This is a genomic window from Aromatoleum evansii (assembly GCF_012910805.1).
GTDB lineage: Bacteria > Pseudomonadota > Gammaproteobacteria > Burkholderiales > Rhodocyclaceae > Aromatoleum > Aromatoleum evansii.
Window position 1 is genome coordinate 52,664 of sequence record NZ_WTVK01000031.1, and the last position, 17,225, is coordinate 69,888.

The 17,225-nt window shown below is 64.0% G+C and carries 12 protein-coding genes; 4 read left to right on the forward strand and 8 right to left on the reverse strand.

From position 1 onward, the window contains the following. Positions 1-24 precede the first annotated feature (24 nt). Both GO615_RS16375 and GO615_RS16380 read right to left on the reverse strand, forming a co-directional pair. Positions 25-981, reverse strand: a complete 957-nt coding sequence (locus GO615_RS16375) for a bifunctional OB-fold nucleic acid binding domain-containing protein/MaoC family dehydratase (protein WP_246262328.1) — start codon at positions 979-981, stop codon at positions 25-27. An 11-nt stretch (positions 982-992) separates the two neighbouring features. Continuing rightward, positions 993-2,204 carry a thiolase family protein gene (locus GO615_RS16380; protein WP_169129925.1) on the reverse strand — a complete coding sequence of 404 codons (1,212 nt, stop codon included), beginning with the start codon at positions 2,202-2,204 and terminating at the stop codon, positions 993-995. 232 nt (positions 2,205-2,436) lie between these two features. Here GO615_RS16380 and GO615_RS16385 point away from each other — a divergent pair, with 232 nt between their 5' ends. Then, a complete protein-coding gene (locus tag GO615_RS16385; RefSeq protein ID WP_169129927.1) occupies positions 2,437-2,724 on the forward strand; it encodes a hypothetical protein in 288 nt (95 codons plus the stop codon). A 202-nt stretch (positions 2,725-2,926) separates the two neighbouring features. Here GO615_RS16385 and GO615_RS16390 read toward each other — a convergent pair whose 3' ends face one another. The 4 genes from GO615_RS16390 to GO615_RS16405 form a co-directional block, all read right to left on the reverse strand. After that, on the reverse strand, positions 2,927-3,106 hold the full coding sequence (locus tag GO615_RS16390) for a hypothetical protein (RefSeq protein WP_169129929.1): 180 nt from the start codon (positions 3,104-3,106) through the stop codon (positions 2,927-2,929). Between the two features lie 141 nt (positions 3,107-3,247). After that, positions 3,248-5,116, reverse strand: coding sequence for a long-chain-acyl-CoA synthetase (locus tag GO615_RS16395; RefSeq protein ID WP_169129931.1), 1,869 nt, complete (start codon positions 5,114-5,116; stop codon positions 3,248-3,250). Positions 5,117-5,378: 262 nt separating this feature from the next. Continuing rightward, a complete protein-coding gene (locus GO615_RS16400) occupies positions 5,379-6,017 on the reverse strand; it encodes a TetR/AcrR family transcriptional regulator (RefSeq protein ID WP_169129933.1) in 639 nt (212 codons plus the stop codon). A gap of 46 nt (positions 6,018-6,063) precedes the next feature. Next, positions 6,064-6,831: an SDR family oxidoreductase gene (locus GO615_RS16405; protein WP_169129935.1), complete on the reverse strand. Its 768-nt coding sequence runs from the start codon at positions 6,829-6,831 to the stop codon at positions 6,064-6,066. 161 nt (positions 6,832-6,992) lie between these two features. On the opposite strand from GO615_RS16405, the gene GO615_RS16410 reads away from it, so the two are divergent. Both GO615_RS16410 and GO615_RS16415 read left to right on the forward strand, forming a co-directional pair. After that, on the forward strand, positions 6,993-7,868 hold the full coding sequence (locus GO615_RS16410; RefSeq protein WP_169129938.1) for a cache domain-containing protein: 876 nt from the start codon (positions 6,993-6,995) through the stop codon (positions 7,866-7,868). A gap of 77 nt (positions 7,869-7,945) precedes the next feature. Then, on the forward strand, positions 7,946-10,405 hold the full coding sequence (locus tag GO615_RS16415; protein WP_169129940.1) for an efflux RND transporter permease subunit: 2,460 nt from the start codon (positions 7,946-7,948) through the stop codon (positions 10,403-10,405). A 91-nt stretch (positions 10,406-10,496) separates the two neighbouring features. Here GO615_RS16415 and GO615_RS16420 read toward each other — a convergent pair whose 3' ends face one another. Beyond that, a complete protein-coding gene (locus tag GO615_RS16420; RefSeq protein ID WP_169129942.1) occupies positions 10,497-11,399 on the reverse strand; it encodes a LysR substrate-binding domain-containing protein in 903 nt (300 codons plus the stop codon). A gap of 101 nt (positions 11,400-11,500) precedes the next feature. On the opposite strand from GO615_RS16420, the gene GO615_RS16425 reads away from it, so the two are divergent. Beyond that, positions 11,501-12,376: a DMT family transporter gene (locus tag GO615_RS16425; protein ID WP_169129944.1), complete on the forward strand. Its 876-nt coding sequence runs from the start codon at positions 11,501-11,503 to the stop codon at positions 12,374-12,376. 76 nt (positions 12,377-12,452) lie between these two features. Here GO615_RS16425 and hyoA read toward each other — a convergent pair whose 3' ends face one another. Next, complete coding sequence (hyoA, locus tag GO615_RS16430) at positions 12,453-16,883, reverse strand: NACHT domain-containing antiphage protein HyoA (protein ID WP_169129946.1); 4,431 nt, start codon at positions 16,881-16,883, stop codon at positions 12,453-12,455. Between the last annotated feature and the right edge of the window lie 342 nt (positions 16,884-17,225).

Sequence of the window (17,225 nt, forward strand, 5' to 3'; positions counted from 1 at the left end):
GGACCACACGAGACCACTACAAAACTACATATACAGAATCACCAGATCGTTGATCACGGACGGGCGTTCGCTGCCGACGACATGGGTGGTCACTTCCAGCGTGAGCTGCATGCCCTTGGCGAGCTTCTCGACCGCTTTCACCCGCGCACGGGCGTGGATGCGGGAGCCGGCGGGGACTGGCGCGGGGAAGCGCAGGCGGTCCGAGCCGTAATTGACCATGTTGTTGAAGCCGGTGACCTCGAAGCCGAGCGGCATCTTGAGGCGCGACTGCAGGATCTGCACCAGCGCGCCGTGCGCGATCGTGCCGCCGAACGGGCTCTGCTTCGCGGCGCGATCGGGATCGGTGTGAATCCAGTAATCATCGCCGGAGAGCTTCGCGAATTCGTCGATCAGCGCCTGGTCGACGACGACCTGGTTGCTCCACGGCGTGAAGGCATCGCTCACCAGCGACTTCATCGCCGCCTCGTCGTCGAAGTGGACTTGGCGCACCGGGCTCGCGGCGATCTCCGCGGCCAACTTCGCGTCCGCCGCGGCGGCGAGCGCGTCCGGCGTGCTGTCGATACGTACCGGGAATTCGCTGTCGGCCGCCGTGAAGCGCAGCAGCGTCGCGCCGTCGGCGCGCACCTTGTCGAACACCGGCTTCACGCGCATGCCGATGCGGATCTCGTCTTCGTTCAGGCCGACCAGCGTGGTGTTGATGCGCACGCCTTCGTCGAGCTCGACCACCGCGAGCTTCTGCGGCATCTCGTCGGCGAAGTCGGGTAGCGTCGGGATGCGCGCGACTGTGTAGGAATAGAGCTGGCCGGCGCCCGACACTTCGCGCCATTCGACGGCATGCGAGAAGCAGCGGTCGCAGTGGCGCCGCGGGTAGAAGATCCAGTGACCGCAGGCGGTGCAGTGCGGAATCCGCAGCACGCCCTCCTTCAGGGCATTCCAGAACGGGGCCGAGATCTCGGTCGGCACCGGCATCGGTTTGTTCATCGACATCTTCGTCACGCTCCCTGCAGGATCAAGGCGCCCTGCTCGCTCATCACACCGCCGGTGCCGGACACATACACCCGGTCGCAACGCTTCAACTGACGATCGCCGGCACGGCCGGCGAGCTGCGTGAAGGCCTCGATCACCTGCGACATGCCGCCAGCCGATCCGGCTTGGCCGAAGCTGAGCTGACCGCCGTGCGTGTTCATCGGGAAATTCCCGCGCCAGGTGAGGTCGTGCTCGCGCACGAAGCGCATGCCCTCGCCCTTCTCGCAGAAGCCGGCGTCCTCGAGCGTGAGGAGTGCCGTGATCGTGTAGCAGTCGTAGATCTGCGCGGCGTCGACATCGGCCGGCTTGATGCCCGCCATCTCGAATGCGCGCCGCGACGCGGGTCCGATCGGCGTCTCGGTCATCTCGGCTGCATACGAGGGAGACTTGAACGCGAGATGCTCGCCGAAACCCGTGACGAAGGCTCCGCGGTTACGCGCACGCGCCGCGAGCTCTTTCGACGCGACGATCACCGCCGCGCCGCCCGCGACCGGCATCACGATCTCCAGCACGTGCAGCGGATCGGCCACCATCTTGCTCGCGAGGACCTCTTCCGCCGTGAGCGGCTTGCCGAAGAACATCGCATCCGGGTTCGTCAGGGCGTTGGTGCGCTGATCGACGGCGATCTTCGCCATCGCCAGCGGGTCGTAACCGTACTTCGCCGCATAGCGCTGCGCGATCATCGCGTAGCCGGTGTTCTGGCCCATGTGGCCGTAGGGCAGGTCGAATTCCGCCTCGGGTGCGCCGAACGCCGTGCTATGCCCGCCGAAGCGCATCGCCCGGGCCATCCAGGCCGGGTCCTCGTCGGGGCCAAAGGGCGCCATGCGCGCCGGCAGCACGCACAGCACGGCCTGGCACAGCCCGAGCTCGATCGCCGCGGCTGCGCGCCACACCATCCCCACGGAAGTCGTGCCGCCCAGGTCGACGACCTCGGCGAAGTTCAACTTCATGCCGAGGTATTCGGCGGCCATCGCGGGAACGAACACCGAGGCCTCGTGGAACTGCGGCCCGTTGATGACCAGGCCGTCGAGATCCGACGCCTTCAGCCCGGCGTCCTGCAGCGCCCGCGCCGCGAGATCCGCCACCTGTTCGAGGTGGAACATGCGCGGCGCGGTCGCGTACTTCTCCGGCTTGTACTGCGCCGCCCCAACGATCGCGGCCTGTCCTTTCAGTCCCATGTCAGCCCCTGTTCGCGATTTGCCCTTGCCGTTGCCGGCGATGGGGGAACGATGCCACAGGCCCGAGCGCGCGGTAATCGTTCAAATCGACTAGGCCGGTTCGAGCTTCCCTTCACGCCTGCTGCAATCTAGTCCGCGTGGATGATGCGCGCACCGGTGGCCGATGCAAACGTCGACACACCAACGACGCTCCACATTCGGGGCGTCGACTTTCATGCGAGGAGAACGGCACGTGGACGCAGTCATCCCCTGGATCGGCCTGATCGGCCTGATCGGTCTCGCCGGGTTAGCCGGCATCAAGTCGCCTGTTCTACGCTCACGCTCCGGTGCCGGGGTGCGCATGATGGGCGTGCTCGGACTGGCAGGCCTGAGCGGCATCTGGATTCCGGGCGCAGGCGCCATGGGCGCTTTCGGCGCACTCGGCCTGTGGAACCATCAGTCCAGCCGCCTCGCCTTCTGGGGGCGGATGGGATGGACGGGACTGGTCGGCGTGCCCTTCTTGCTGATGGCGCTTAAATAGGTTTTCGGCTGGCCCCGACTGGGGCCGTCGCCGGTCTCCAGCCCCCGAGCTGCCCGATGATTCCGGCGAACTGATCGGCGCGCAAATACGGGCGCGCTCACCGGACGTCCATCCGGCGGCAGGACGAGACATTGAACGGTGGGCGCAAGAGACGTCGCGCTTCCCTTCTACCGGGGCGGTGCGAAGAGAAGCCGATATTCGCCTAGCGCGTCGTCAGCGCGGCGAAGAACTGGTCGGGCGAAGCCCGTCCCAGGACGATTCCCTGGCAGTGATGAACGGATGCGGCGCAAGACGCGACATTGTCCGACGACGCGCTCCCCTTGAACCACTGGGAGCCAATAAAGGCACACAAGGCGCCGAACACGAGCAGCTTGATCGTCATTGTCTCTCTCCAGTCGGGCCTCTGACGGGCCTCTTCGGTGAACCGATCCCGAACCGCCCCTCCCGCCGGGGAGATGGACGTTCGGTCCGATGTATGACGCAACTTGCGCCGCGCAATGGCGGCGCACATCGTCCAAATGGACTATATCGACTTCTCCAACGTCGCTCCGAAAGCGGGCACCCCCACCTTCTCCAGCGCGGCGGACGAGTACGGCAGGTAAGTGCGGTCCGTCTCACTGCGGACGTACAGCGGGTCGTCGAAGGCAGCCGGGTCGTAGCCCTGACGCTGCAGGTCGACCTTGCGCAGCTTGAAGGTGGTCGTGAGGTCGGCGGCCTGCGACACGCGCACGAAGAGCGGCGCCGCGTAGCGCGGCAGGCGTTCCTCGGTGAGCGCGTAGAATCCGGCCGGATCGAAGCGGTGTCCGTCCTGCATCACCACCGCCGCCATGCCCGCCCGCCCCTCGTGGCCGGGCACCTGCACACCGTAGATGTTGATCAATTCCGCGCCGGGATAATCGGAGAGCGCGTCGGCGACCTCCATCGTCGACACGTTCTCGCTTTTCCAGCGGAAGGTGTCGCCGATACGATCGACGAAGTAGAAGTAACCGTCGTCGTCGTAGCGCAGCAGGTCGCCGGAGCTCCAGTAGGCGTCGCCGTCGACGAAGACATTGCGCAGGATCTTCTTTTCCGTGGCGTCCGCCGAGGTGTAGCCCTCGAAGCGCCCGCCGCCGATGTCCGGATGATCCACGATGTAGCCGATCCCCTCGCCGACCTCGCCCGGTTGGCACAGCAGGTAGAAGCCGCGCGCATCGCGCACGTGCTCGCCGCTTTCGAGGTCGTAGCGCACGAGACGGAAGTTGGTCTTCTCCCAGTACGGCACTCGGCCGCAGGACCCGATGCGGTTGTCGACGTTGATGAGGTTGGCGTTCGCCTCGGTCGAGCCCCAGCCTTCGAAGATCTGTACCGCACCGAAACGCTCCACCCAGCGCAGCCAGGACTCCGGGGTGAGACCCGCGCCCATCATGCAGCGCAGCGCGTGTTCCCGGTCCTGAGGGGTGGCAGGCTGGTTCAGCAGGTAGCGGCAGATCTCGCCGATGTACTGGCACACCGTGATGCCGTGGCGGCGCACATCGTTCCAGAACTCGCGCGTGCTGAACTTTCGCCGGACGACGATGCTTGCACCCGCCTTCAGCGCCGTCGACGTGACCGAGGTCGCCGCCGCGCCGTGATACAGCGGCAGGAAACAGTAGAAGACGTCGTTCGGGCTCGCGCCGATGGTGTCGACCATCACGTCGCCCGATGACAGCCAGCGCATGTGGCTGTAGCGCGCCGCCTTGGGCAGCCCCGTAGTGCCGGAGGTGAAGATCAGCAGGCCCGGCGTCTCCGCTGTGAGCGGCGCGCGCAGGTCGCGCGGGAAAGCTTCGCGCGGCGCGCGCTCGACCTCATCCGCAAAATCGGTATCGCCGGGCCGTCTCAGGCCCGCAGGTGCCGGCCTTTCGGCATCCGGCAGCAGCCACTGCATCACGGCGGGAAGTTCTTCAGTCATGGAAAAGTTGGCAAGACACTCCTCGCCGACCAGTACCGCCTTCGCGCCGGTCGTCTCGATCGCGTGCGCCAGCGGCCGACCGCTCACCTGCGTGTTGATGAAGGCGGCAACGGCACCGATCTTGGCCAGCCCGAACCATGCGAAGAAGAACTCCGGGCGGTTCTCGATAGCCATCGCACATACGTCCCCCGGCCCAAGTCCTCGCGCGCGCATGGCATGCGCGTACTGGTTGGCGCGCGCATCGACCTCCGCATAGCTGAAGCGGGCATCGCCGTAACTCAGGAAGGTCCTCCGGCCCTGCACCGCGGCCTGAGCCTCGACGCGGTCCGCAATCGTGTACAGGTCGCGCGGTTTGATCAGCGCACTGCTCTGTGCGCGCCGATCGAGCCTGGCCTGGGTCTCGTCGCGCGACACGATATCCTGCAAAGGCTGCGATGCCTTGCTGGCCGCGATGCCGTTGTCCATGCATTTGTCTCCGTCATTGCTGTTCTCTCGCCCCCTCGCGCGCGCACCCTTGCGGCGTGGGGTCGGAGTGCCGGCGGCGTCAGACGACGGCACTCTTGATGGAGCCAATCATTCACCCGGCGTGTAAGCGGAACATCGTCCGTTGAGACTAATGCCGGCGGGAACGGAGCATCTGCAGTTTCGGGCAGAGTCCCCGCCGCCCGAACGGACGACGAGGCGTTACGCGGGTTGCCGGAAGATGCGAGCGGGCCGACACACGGCTTCAGCCGCGTTCGAGCACGCAGCGCACCGCGTCCATCACCTCACGCTTCAGGACCTGGTGATCGACCGCGATGCCACGCACGGCGCGTGCTGTGATGCCGAAAAGGATCGCGCTGATCACTTCGTACTGTGCCGCAATCCGTGCTTCCAGGGCCTCGCCCGTCAGTTTCGGGTTGGCCAGCCGCAGGCTCTGGTAAGCGCTTTCCCGCGCACGGCGGTCGAGCGCATGCACACGCGCGCAGATGCACGGATTGCGAGCGCTCTCGGCGAGTATCTCCAGACGCAGCCTGGAGTTCTGCGGGTCCGTGTAATGAATGACGATGTCACCCGAGCGCGCGACGATCGCTTCGACGACGTTGCGCTCGAGGTGCACGCTATCGTGGATTTCGAGCAGGGCTTCGAGCTCGGCCTCCGCGATCGCCGCGATGATCTCTTCCTTGTTGCGGAAGTAGTAATAGATATGGCCGGCACTGACCCCCGCGACGGCGGAGATGTCGGCAATGCTGGCGCCGTGGAAACCCTTGTCGCGAAAGCATGCCTCGGCCGCATCGAGGATCTGCCGGCGCCGTGCCTCCGGGCCGCTCGGCGGCGCGTCGCCCGCCTCCGGCCGAACCACGCCGGTGTGCGAATCGTGCTTCATCCGGACGGCCGCCTGCGGGGAATCGCCATCGCGCGCCGGCGCGCGATCAGAAGCGCTCGGGTCGCGTCAGCGCATCCATGCCGCCATCGACGAACACCACCGTTCCGTGCATGAAGCTCGCCGGTTCGGACTGCAGGAAACCGACGACGCGCGCGATCTCGTCAGGGCTGCCATTGCGCCCCAGCGGCGACACGAAGTTGCGGATCGCCTCGCCATAGCGCGGATCCGACAACGAAGCCTGCAGCAGCGGCGTCTCGACCGCGCCCGGCGCGACCACGTTCAGGCGGATGCCGCGCCGCCCCCATTCGACCGCCTTGCGGCGAGCGAACACGGTGATCGCGTACTTCGAGCCCGCATACGCCGCCTGCGGATTGCCCATTGCATCGGCCTGCGCCTTCGCTGCCGCTTCGTCGCGCGCGAGCATCAGCTCGACCATCGGCAGCTTTTCGATGCCGGGGTGCGCCGAGGCCACCGATCCGATAAGGAGCGCCGCGGGCTTCTCGCCGCGCGCCAGCGCCTCACCGAGGCCGTCGAGCAGCTCGCTCATGCCGAAGTAGTTCACTGCGACGATCAGGCCGCAGGAGCTCGCCGTCGGCCCCAGCCCCGCGCAGCAAACCAGTCCGTCGAGAACGCCGTTGCAGGCTTCAAGTGCGGCCGCCACCGCGGCCTGCCGCCCTTCGGCGGTGGAGAGGTCGGCGACGATATCCGCATCGCGTCGGTCGATGCCGATCACGCGATGCCCCGCCTGCCGCAGCTGAGCGCTGACGGCGGCTCCGATACCCGACGCCGAGCCGGTTACGACAGTTACAGTCATGCAGTGACTCCTTCCGGTAACAAAGATGCCGAGAAGCGGCGCTGTTCCGGAGTATCTGCCCCCGCTAAAGCGCCGGACATCGTCCAGCCGGACTACGAAGTCGCGGAAGGACTTCCCTACAATGAGCCTCGCCGCAATCTTCTTTGGGAGGACGTCGCGACATGGCTCCGCTGAGAACCCTCATCCTGGCCGCCGTGCTGGGCATTGCATTAAACACCATGTCGCTCCATGCGGAGACTGCCGCAACCGGCGGCGAGGACCGAACGGCCGCCGCGCGCACCGAGGCCCTTCTCGACCGTGCCGAGCAACGCTTGCGCGACAAGGGCGAGCAGGCGATGGCGACGTTCAGCCAGGCCGGCGAATTCCAGGACGGCGACCTCTACGTCTATGTCATGGGGATGGACGGCAAGTTCCTCGCGAGCGGCGGCACCTCATCTGCGCTGATCGGCCGAAACGTGCGTGAGCTGACGGACTCGGACGGCCGCCACTTCATGCGCGAGATCCTGGACGGTGCCAAGACTGCCAAGACCGGAACCGTCAACTACCGCTGGTTCAACCCGGCGCGCAACCGGGCCGAAGCGAAGATCGCCACCTATCGCGTGGTCGGCGACCGCATTCTGGTGGTCGGCTACTACGCCCCGAATGCGTCGATCGAACTCGCGAAATCCATGCTGTGGCGCGCTGTGCACGAGTTGAAGACGCACGGCGACCGCGCCTTCGAACGCTTCAACAGCCTCGACGGCGGCTTCGTGCACGACGACCTGTACGTCTTCGTCGTGGGCCTGGACGACGAGATGGTCTACGCGCACGGCGGCAGTCCGCGCCAGGTCGGACGCAAGGCCGGCGATCTCGTCGATGCGAAGGGCAAGTACTTCATCCGCGAAATGATCGCGTTGGCCAAGAGCAAGGGCGAAGGCGACGTGCGCTATGCATGGCGCAATCCGGCCAACCTGAAAGTCGAGAACAAGCACAGCTACGTCGTGCGCGTCGGCACGTACCTCGTCGGCGCGGGCGCCTACGCCGGCCCCGTCCGGTAAAGCCGTCGGGCCCGCTATCGCGTCCGCCCGCGTCTGATCGCTACCCCAGCCATACGCCAGAATCCCGGAGTCGCCTCATGAACAGCCCCCACGCCCTGTCCAGAACCGACGCACTGGTTGCAGTGCTCGCCCGCATGCTCATTCGCTGGCGCAAGCCGCTGGGGGCCTTCTTCCTGCTCGTGACGGTCGGCCTCGGCTACTCGGCGCTCAGCACCCGGCTGGATCCCGGCTTCAACAAGCTGATCCCGCTCAAGCACGAATACATGGCAGCCTTCCTGCAGCATTCGACTACCTTCTCCGGCGCCAACCGCATTCTCGTGAACGTGCAGTGGAAGGGCGAAGGCGACATCTACAACGCCGAGTTCCTGCCCATCCTGCGCAAGGTCAATGATGAAGTGTTCTTCACGCCCGGTGTCAATCGCGCCAGCGTGCGCTCGATTTTCGCGCCGAACGTGCGCTACGTCGAAGTCACCGAAGAAGGCTTTACCGGCGACGTCGTGATCCCCGCGCGCTTCGAGACCGACGAGCGCGGCCTCGGCCAAGTCCGCGCCAACGTCGCGAAATCCGGGCAGGTCGGCCGCCTCGTCGCCAACGACCTCAAGTCCGCGCTGGTGCAGGCCGACCTCCTCGAGACCAACCCCGACACGGGCGCAAAGCTCGATTACGCCGAGGTCGCGCACAAACTCGAAGCCATTCGGGCGCAGTTCGGCAGCGACAAGGTCGACATCCAGATCGTCGGCTTCGCCAAGGTCATGGGCGACGTCATGGAAGGCCTCGCTACGGTCGTGACCTTCTTCGCGATCGCCTTCGTGATCACGTCGCTGCTGCTGTGGATGTACTCGCGGTCGCTCAAGCTGACCGTGCTCGCCATCGCGGTGGCGCTGCTGCCGGTGATCTGGCTGCTCGGGCTGCTGCCGCTGATCGGCTATGGCATCGACCCGATGTCGGTGCTGGTCCCCTTCCTGATCTTCTCGATCGGCGTTTCTCATGCCGTACAGATGACCAACGCCTGGAAGCAGGACGTGCTCGCCGGCGAGACGGCGATGGAAGCCGCCGAAGGCGCATTCCGCAAGCTTGCGGTACCGGGCATCATGGCGCTGCTCGCCAACGCGCTGGGCTTCCTCGTGATCATGGTGATCGACATCCCCATCGTGCATGAGCTGGGCCTCACCGCCTGCCTCGGGGTCGCGCTGATGATCATGACGAACAAGATGTTCATGCCCATCATCCTGTCGCACCTGCACCTCGAACGCATGGCGCTCAACCAGCCGGTGGACAACAAGGAAAAGCACCCGGCCTGGTGGAAGCTCTCGGCGCTGTCGGAACCGCGCCCGGCGCTGGTGACCTTCGGCGTGATGCTGGCGCTGCTGGCGACCGCCACGTACTTTTCGCGCCAGCTGCAGACTGGCGACATCGGCAGCGGCGTGCCGGAACTGCGTGCCGACTCGCGCTACAACAAAGACAACGAGACCATCATCAGCAACTACTCCATCGGCATGGACGTGCTGTCCGTCTATGTCGAAACCGAGAACCTGACCGAGGCCTGCCTCAACTGGGAGGTCATGAACGCCGTCGAGCGCTTCGATCTCCACATGCGCGGCGTCGACGGCGTCCAGTCGGTGAATACGGTCGCCGGGCTCGCCAAGCTCTTCGCCGCCGGCAACAACGAGGCCAACCCGCGCTGGGCCGCCCTGCAGCGCACCGAAGCGGCGCTACGCACCGGCAGCCGCGCGGCGAATCCGGAACTGGGCTTCAACTCCGCCGGCTGCAAGACCATCCACCTCGCCGTCTACCTCAACGACCACCAGGGCCCGACGCTCAAGCACGTCGTCGACGAAGTGCGCAAGTTCATCGACGAGGACAAGACGCCCAACGTGACTTTCCGTCTCGCTGGCGGCAACGCGGGCGTGGCGGTGGCGACGAACGAGGCGGTCGAGCGCGCCGAGGTGCAGATGCTCGCCTCGATCTTCGCGTCGATCTCCTTCCTGTGCTGGCTCACCTTCCGCTCGTGGCGTGCGGTGCTGTGCGTGGTCGTGCCGCTGACGCTCGTGACGATCATGTGCAACGCGCTGATGGCCTTGCTCGGGATCGGCCTCAAGGTCGCCACCCTCCCGGTGATCGCACTGGGCGTCGGCGTGGGCGTCGACTACGGCATCTACATCTACGAACGCATGCAGCACGAACTGGCCGAGCACGGCTACAGCCTGCGCGAGGCTTTCTACGAAGCGATGCGCCAGCGCGGCACGGCTGCGGTCTTCACCGCGGTGACGATGTCGATCGGCGTCGGCACTTGGGCCTTCTCGGCGCTGAAGTTCCAAGCCGACATGGGCGTGCTGCTCGCCTTCATGTTCCTGGTGAACGTGCTCGGCGCGATCTTCCTGCTACCGGCCCTGGCCTGCTGGCTCGGCGTGGGGCGGCGCGAGGCCGCCGGCTCCGCGCAGCTCGCGCCGGCACCCACTACCCGCGCGGAACCGTCCGGCACGCGGGCCACCCGCACTGCCGACAAGCGCGTGGCAGCGGAGCCCCTGCGCTCCTGACCGGGCTTCTGCCGGAACGAACCCAGGGCGCCACCGTGAGGTTGGCGCCCTTTTTGTTTCGTGCGACGGCCTGCCGGACGAGGCAGGTTCCTTACCCGGCCCGCGCCTCTTCCCGCACCCAGTCGCACACTGCCGCCACCGCCGGCCGCACTTCGGCGCCAGGCAGGCGCAGCAAGTGATACTGGTAAGGCCCCTTCACCGACAGGCCGTCAAACAACACCCGCAGGCGTCCGCCCGTGATTGCGTCGCCCAATATGTGTTCGCCCGCCAGCGCCACACCTTGCCCGGCGATTGCCGCTTCCAGGGTGAGATAGGTATGCGAGAAGAGGTGCCCTGCGAGGCGGCGCGGCGGCTTGATGCCCACCGCCTCGAACCACTTGCGCCAGTCCACCTCGTCGGGGAGCGCGTCGATCACCTCGTCGTGGAGCAGCGGTAGGCGAAACAGATCGGCCGGCGTCGCGAGATTCGGGTGAGCCTCAAGAAAGCGGGGGCTGGCGACGGCGACAAAATTCTCGATCAGCAACTCTTCGGATGCCAGTCCGGCATACGGCCCCCGTCCGAGGCGAATCGCAACATCCGCCTCGCCGTGAAACAGATCCACGTGTTTCACCGAGGCCAGCACACGCACCTCTATGTCCGGATGACGGACCGCCAGCCGTGGCAGGCGCGGCATGAGCCAGCGAGTCACCAGCGAGGGCATGGCCGTCACGGTCACCACGCGGTCATCGCGGCGGACCAGCAATTGCCGGGTCGCAGCAGATAGTTTCTCGAACGTGTCAGCCACCGCTGCCGCATAGGCCAAGCCTGCCGGCGTAGGCACGACCCCGCGGGCGTGACGTTCGAAAAGCCGCATGTCCAGCCATTCTTCGAGCTGCTTCACCTGATGGGCCACTGCGTTGGGTGTCAGCGCGAGTTCGTCGGCGGCGCGGGCGAAACCGCCGGTGCGCACCGCCGCCTCGAACGCGCGCAGACAGGCGAGCGGAGGGAGCTTCATCCTGAGCCTCAATAATTTTGCGCCTCAAGCGCAAAACTATCGGTTTGCGGCCGGAAAGACAACTCGCATACGCTGTGCAACGTAAACGTCAGGATTCGATCATGCCGCTCTCCGGTTTCTTTCTGGTCATCAGCTCTGCCGCCGGCTTCGGCAGCATTGCACTGTTTGCCCATCTCGCCCACGCGGACGGTGTCAGCACCACCACGCTGATCTTCCTGCGCTTCGCCCTGGGTGCCGCAATCCTGGGGGGGTGGATCTTCATCAACCGCATTCCTCTTCCGCGGGGCCGCGCCCTTGCCGGTTACAGCCTGATCGGCGGTGGCCTGTACGCGGCGGCGGCCGCTGCCTATTTCGCGGCACTTCAACACGCGAGCAGCGGTCTGGTGTCCCTGCTGCTGTACACCAACCCGATTTGCGTCGCCGTCATCTCGGCCATCGCCGGCTTCGATCGCCTCGGCCGAATCGAGATCGGCGCCCTGCTCCTGGCCGCCGTCGGCCTCACCCTTACCCTGGCCGGCGACCACAGCGGCCAACCGATCGGGATCGCCCTCGGCCTGTTGGGGGGTGTCGTCTATGCGCTGTATATCGTCACCGGCAGTCGCCTGCCGGCGCAGACCCCGCCGCTCGCCGGTGCGTTCGTGGTGCTCGCCTCCGGGGCACTGGTGCACGGCAGTGTCGCCGCCGTCACGGGTTTCGACGGGCCGGATACCGCCCGCGGCTGGCTCGCGGCAATCGCCATCGGAATCTTTGGTTCGGCGTTCGCCATCGGCGCCTTCCTCGCCGGATTGCGGCAGATCGGCCCAACCCGGGCGGCGGTTCTGTCCACGGTCGAACCGCTCGTCACCGTCACGCTCGGCGCGGTCTTCCTCGGGGAACGCTGGCAGGCACAACAGCTATTCGGCGGACTGGTTATCCTCCTCGCCGCCACGCTCATCGCTACCGCGAGCGGACGCCGCGCGGCGCAGGAAATCGCGTAAGAGCCTGCGCCTCTGGAGGCTGAACGATACCTCCTCGGCCGGAGCTGCCAGTGGTGTTCTTGCAGGTGGATGGCAGCTACGGTTTTGATTCCCGACTCTCGCAAGCTGTTACGGTGCTCTGAGCTTGAGCTGAGTCGCGCACTTCTGATTTGGTTACTCGTTTACGTCCAACAGGGGGTCGCGTAGCACGCGCGGCAGGCTTTGAAGCCGCTGCCGCTTCAGTGTCTAGGCGTGGGGTGAGATCCAGGATACGTGCCACAACCCTCGCGTCTCCTCCAAGCCGTCGTTGTGCAGCTTGGGCCGCAGCTTCCAGCAGCTCCTGAAGCTGAAACCGATCGATCCGGGAGTTTGTATCCGGATGCAGCCAACTCCTAGCCGGATCGGATACAGTTACCAATAGGCAACCCGTCCTAGCCATCTTGTGTGCCATGTACTTCTTGACCAACTGGTCCTCGACGGTGTCCCGCAGCACCTTCGCCGACCGTGACTTCTCCCCCACCTTTAGTTCAATGGTCGCCTGATGACCGGAGAGGGACCTAAGTCGAATGTCAGTCTCCTTTCCATCAACAGTGACGGCCTCTTGGTCGACGGTGTAGGCGCTCCGTGCCGCAACTTCGAGTTCTCGAGCGATTGCCGGACGAAGCGTATTCTCGTCATTCACTGCTGCCCACGTTGCGCGAGGTCCAGTGTCCCGGAGCATCAACTCCTGTAAGTCATCAAGCCGATCGACGAGCAACTGCGCCATGTCGGTGCCGGTCTTTGGTGGCAGTTCCTTTCCTTGGAACAGTCCGGCCAGCTCGGATACTTCGAAAATGCTGAAGTCAACCTCAGCAGCCAGACGCTCCTGCGCCAGTGCTGCGATCCGATCCCTCAACTGGCCAAACGTTGGATGCGCCGCGAGCGCCAGCTTGGCGCGCATAGCCTCTGGTCCACTCGTCTGCATAAGTGCGTCGAAGACGTAACGTCGCCCGTCCTCAGCGAAGTCCCGAGAGCCCGGTGAGTAAGCGCTCTCATGCTCAAGATCATCCTCTGGCTTGACATGCCGGTAAATGGCAATCGTCAGATCCAGAAGCGAGTCAGCCGTCAGAGTCGAGCCCCAATCAGTTGAGCCTTCCGTCCGGCGTTCGTTGAACAGACTCCCAATCGCCCTGACGGCGATGCCGTCTTGCTCGACCGGCAGCCCGTCCAAGACCTCAAGCAACTTTGCAGTGCCTCGTGCCGGGTTGAGGCCGCAAAGCACGGGCAACCAAAAGAAGAGGAAGGGGCCATTGCCCGCAGCCTCAAGCTGCTTGGCGGCAACGTCTTCAATTCCGCTGCGGATTGATTGATCGCCGTGCGTGATCAGGACGCGGACAACTTGATCCAACTTGCTCTCGCCAGACTCACTATGCGGAAGTTGCATCAGCTCTTCGCCAGGCCCGCTGAACCACGCAGCCAGTCGAGGTTGGAGGAGCCGGGTGATTTGCGCGGGTCCGTGTCGCAGGTCTTGAAGCAACATGGAATGCCACCGCTCCTTGCCTGGAGGTTCTGCCAGCTCATCATCAAGTTGATCACCAATGACGCGCTCCACTAGAGCGGCATGCGCTTCCGCCAATGCCACCAGCCAGTTAGGAAGCCCATTGAGCTCGAGCAGCGAATACCTCGCCGCCAACTCGACCTCATCTCTGCTAAGCTTGATAGCCCAAGCCGGATCCTCGGCCTCGGCATAGATGCCCATCAAACCGATCGACCAAACCACCAAGTAGGTGTTTTTCTCTCCGACCTTGCGTTCACTCCGCACCGACGGCGTCATGCTCCGCCAATAGCACATCAAAGCTCGTCTTACGGCATTCGTCACTTCGTGTCCGAAGTGCGCTTCCAGGAAGGCACGATCCCATCGGCCTTCATCACCACCACGCCCCTTCTTGCGCAGGACGAGCCACAGGTTCCATACCGTCGAATCTAATCGCCCTGGCGCCAGTGCCAGGGCGGGTCTATTGGCGACTTCACTCCAAAAGGCGAGCCAATCCTCCCGCTGACTTACAAGCTTCCTTTGCTGCCGTTCTTTGCTCTTGCGCTGCTCCTCCTGCATACGGAGAATCGCCTCGCTTGGCTTGTTGGCCTCGATTGCCTCGTTCAACTGAGTTATTAGAGCGGGTGATTCCGCAACAGCGCGGCGAATGGCGTCGAATTCAGCTTCGCCATCACTGCCTGCTGCAGCAAGATGCACAGCCAGCTGTAGCAGAACCGCACGACTTTCGGCGGCAGCCTCTGGCTCTGATAGCGCGTCAATCACCCACTGCCAGTCCCTCTCCATGGTGTAGGAGAGCGCCCCCTCGTAGACCAAGCGTACATATCGGTACCGTACGTCCCGCTCCGACTTGAACAAGGCGATCCAGGCAAGGTCGGCTTCAAAGGCTTGTCGCCTCAGGTCCGACGGAAGCGAGTCAAGGAGTGCGCGAAGCTCGGTGCCTCCTTTTCGCAATCCTGTGCCCAGATCCGAAGCTCGCAGCGCGAGCACAGACGCCTGGATCAATTCGTTGCTCCTCGAGCCATGCTGTAGCAGGCGAATGCACAAGGCTCGCAGGATGGTCGACGCTTCCAATTGCCCTTCACGGTCGACGAGCTCATCGTCTCTGACTTCGACATTGCTGCGCGTAAGAGCTAACAGGCCGGGCAGAAGAGCTTCGAGCCGGTCGGTGCTCAAGTCGGCCTTTTCGATGACGAGTGCGACGCTGGCAGCATAGTCGATGCCTCGTCTAGATTCGACACGGACACTTGAAAGTAGCTGAAGCAACTGAGCGTCGCCGACATGCTCCGGATAAAGCAAAGTCCCAATCCATCGAGCCACGCGTGCGGTCCAGCCCGGCGCAAGCGTGACGGCGGCTTCGATGAATGCACCAAGTCGCCCGTCACCGAGGCTAGACAGGGCAACAAGAGCTTCGAATCGCTCTCGATCGCTACATGCGGCGTTGCGAGCGACGGCGGCAGCAAGATCGGCGCACGTCTGGAAGCGGCCGGCTGAAATCAATCGTAGCAGGAGCTCGCGAACCTCTGGATTCTCAACACCGCTGTTCCACGCGGCCAAGATCGTGTCCGAAAGCGCTGCCTGCGCCAATCGGGCCACCTGGAGATCTGGAACCTTAAGGCCGCGCCACTGCCCCTTTCCGTAACGTTCAACAAACGTTAGCAATGCACGCTCGCGTTGTGAATCAGTCAGCGACTCTGGGTCGCCATGCGTCAGCAGAGTGCTCGGTTCTACCACCAAGACCGCGTCGAAAATGTCTCGGCGAATCAAGGAGAGCCAACCGGCAACCGGCCGCATGGATGGCTTCAGCAGTCTGTCATTGGTGTTGGCCAAGCCGAGAATGAGCCGTTTGGCCGAGGACTCAGAGATAATCCCGGACTCGATCAGTTGGTGGATTTGGCACGCGGCCAGATATTCCATTACGGAGCGATGGTGAAAGCGGACGCGCCCGTAGCCCCCCTCTGCAAATATTGGGCGCTCCAGGAGTGCAGCGATCTCTTTCGCTGTCCAGCCCTGAAGCAGTGGGCGGGGATCAATGGGAGCGTCTCCGGAATCTTCCGTGTCCGCGCCTGCGCTATAGCGGATGGTCAGACGCCGGCCGAGGATGGTGGCCAGCGCGAGCCGTTGCGCACCCTGCCTTGCCTTTTCGACAGACAGCTCAGCTTTCTCTCTTCTATCTGGCCGTGTAGCCAATTGGGCAACGACATGGCTCTTGACTTGCTCGAAGTGGGAGCGGATCTGGCCATGATCTCGCCAGTCGTCACAGAGCTCAATGAGATCCTGCGGCCTGCGGGCAAAATCGCTGGCATGTTTAGCGTCGATGGCAGACAGCAGAGCCTCCGGCACCACAACGCCTCGATCGCGTGAAAATTCAATGATCTGCTGATCAGTAAGTGGCAGGAGTTCGACCTCTATGAACGGCAGAGGCTGATCCAGCCTTTCTTCCTTCGGGCCATGAATCGCAATGCGAACAAACTCTTCACCGTCCAGGGTCTCGCTTGCGGGCTCCGGTACAGGAAGGATCTCCTTGAATGCTCGACGATCAATCGCGACCGGTCGAGATGTCACGACGATCGTTGCTCGGCCGAGGGCGCCGTCAAGATCGTGGGCCAAGCGCGTGAGCGCATCCCTGAAGGATCCATGAACAAGTTGCAGTTCATCGATAGAGTCCAAGAAGAAGTAGGCGCCCTGTGACGACGAGACCTGCCACTGCTGGAAGCGCTGCAAGTGCCGTCCATACAGGACCGAGGCCACACCGCCTGCCGCTAACCGTTCGAGTGGGAGGAAGAAAGCTGCTTCACCCTGATCGAACAGCGAGGAAGCCTGTTGTTCGCACTCGTAGCTCTTGCCGGCACCGGCTTCGGAGACCAAAAGTATTCGAGGAAACTTTAGTAGCTCAGTCCAGCTAATACCATCAGCACGAAAGTCTTGATTCCAAGCGCTGGTGAAGCCATCAGCCACCCGTTGGGATTTGTGAAGTTCTCTAAAGGTTCGCTTCATTTCTCTATGTGCGTGACTGCCGGCTTATGCAAAGATCAATTTAATCAGTATACCGTGGAGCAACTCGGTGACTGGCTCGGCGTGTCACGGCGACTAAGGGGTGACATGAGCGTCAACGTGCCAAGCAAAGGATGCGTGGAACAAGTGTACGATCATGACCGTTTGCGGCTACAAAGCAGCCATCCGATTGCGGCATAACGAACGACAGTTCAGGCCCAGTTGGAGAAGTAGGCCATCTCGCTGATTTTCGAATAAAGCTGTCACCGGATGGCGGCTACGCCTGCGGCGACCAGCAGGACATGGCCGCGAGGCCTCCGCTCACCGCCCGCCCTGCCCCCCAGC

Coding starts and splice junctions, on each gene's coding strand:
- GO615_RS16395 (WP_169129931.1), bottom strand. CDS start 5,116: ATGGACAACGGCATCGCGGCCAGCAAGGCATCGCAGCCTTTGCAGGAT.
- GO615_RS16375 (WP_246262328.1), bottom strand. CDS start 981: ATGAACAAACCGATGCCGGTGCCGACCGAGATCTCGGCCCCGTTCTGG.
- GO615_RS16380 (WP_169129925.1), bottom strand. CDS start 2,204: ATGGGACTGAAAGGACAGGCCGCGATCGTTGGGGCGGCGCAGTACAAG.
- GO615_RS16415 (WP_169129940.1), top strand. CDS start 7,946: ATGAACAGCCCCCACGCCCTGTCCAGAACCGACGCACTGGTTGCAGTG.
- GO615_RS16400 (WP_169129933.1), bottom strand. CDS start 6,017: ATGAAGCACGATTCGCACACCGGCGTGGTTCGGCCGGAGGCGGGCGAC.
- hyoA (WP_169129946.1), bottom strand. CDS start 16,883: ATGAAGCGAACCTTTAGAGAACTTCACAAATCCCAACGGGTGGCTGAT.
- GO615_RS16420 (WP_169129942.1), bottom strand. CDS start 11,399: ATGAAGCTCCCTCCGCTCGCCTGTCTGCGCGCGTTCGAGGCGGCGGTG.
- GO615_RS16425 (WP_169129944.1), top strand. CDS start 11,501: ATGCCGCTCTCCGGTTTCTTTCTGGTCATCAGCTCTGCCGCCGGCTTC.
- GO615_RS16405 (WP_169129935.1), bottom strand. CDS start 6,831: ATGACTGTAACTGTCGTAACCGGCTCGGCGTCGGGTATCGGAGCCGCC.
- GO615_RS16410 (WP_169129938.1), top strand. CDS start 6,993: ATGGCTCCGCTGAGAACCCTCATCCTGGCCGCCGTGCTGGGCATTGCA.
- GO615_RS16390 (WP_169129929.1), bottom strand. CDS start 3,106: ATGACGATCAAGCTGCTCGTGTTCGGCGCCTTGTGTGCCTTTATTGGC.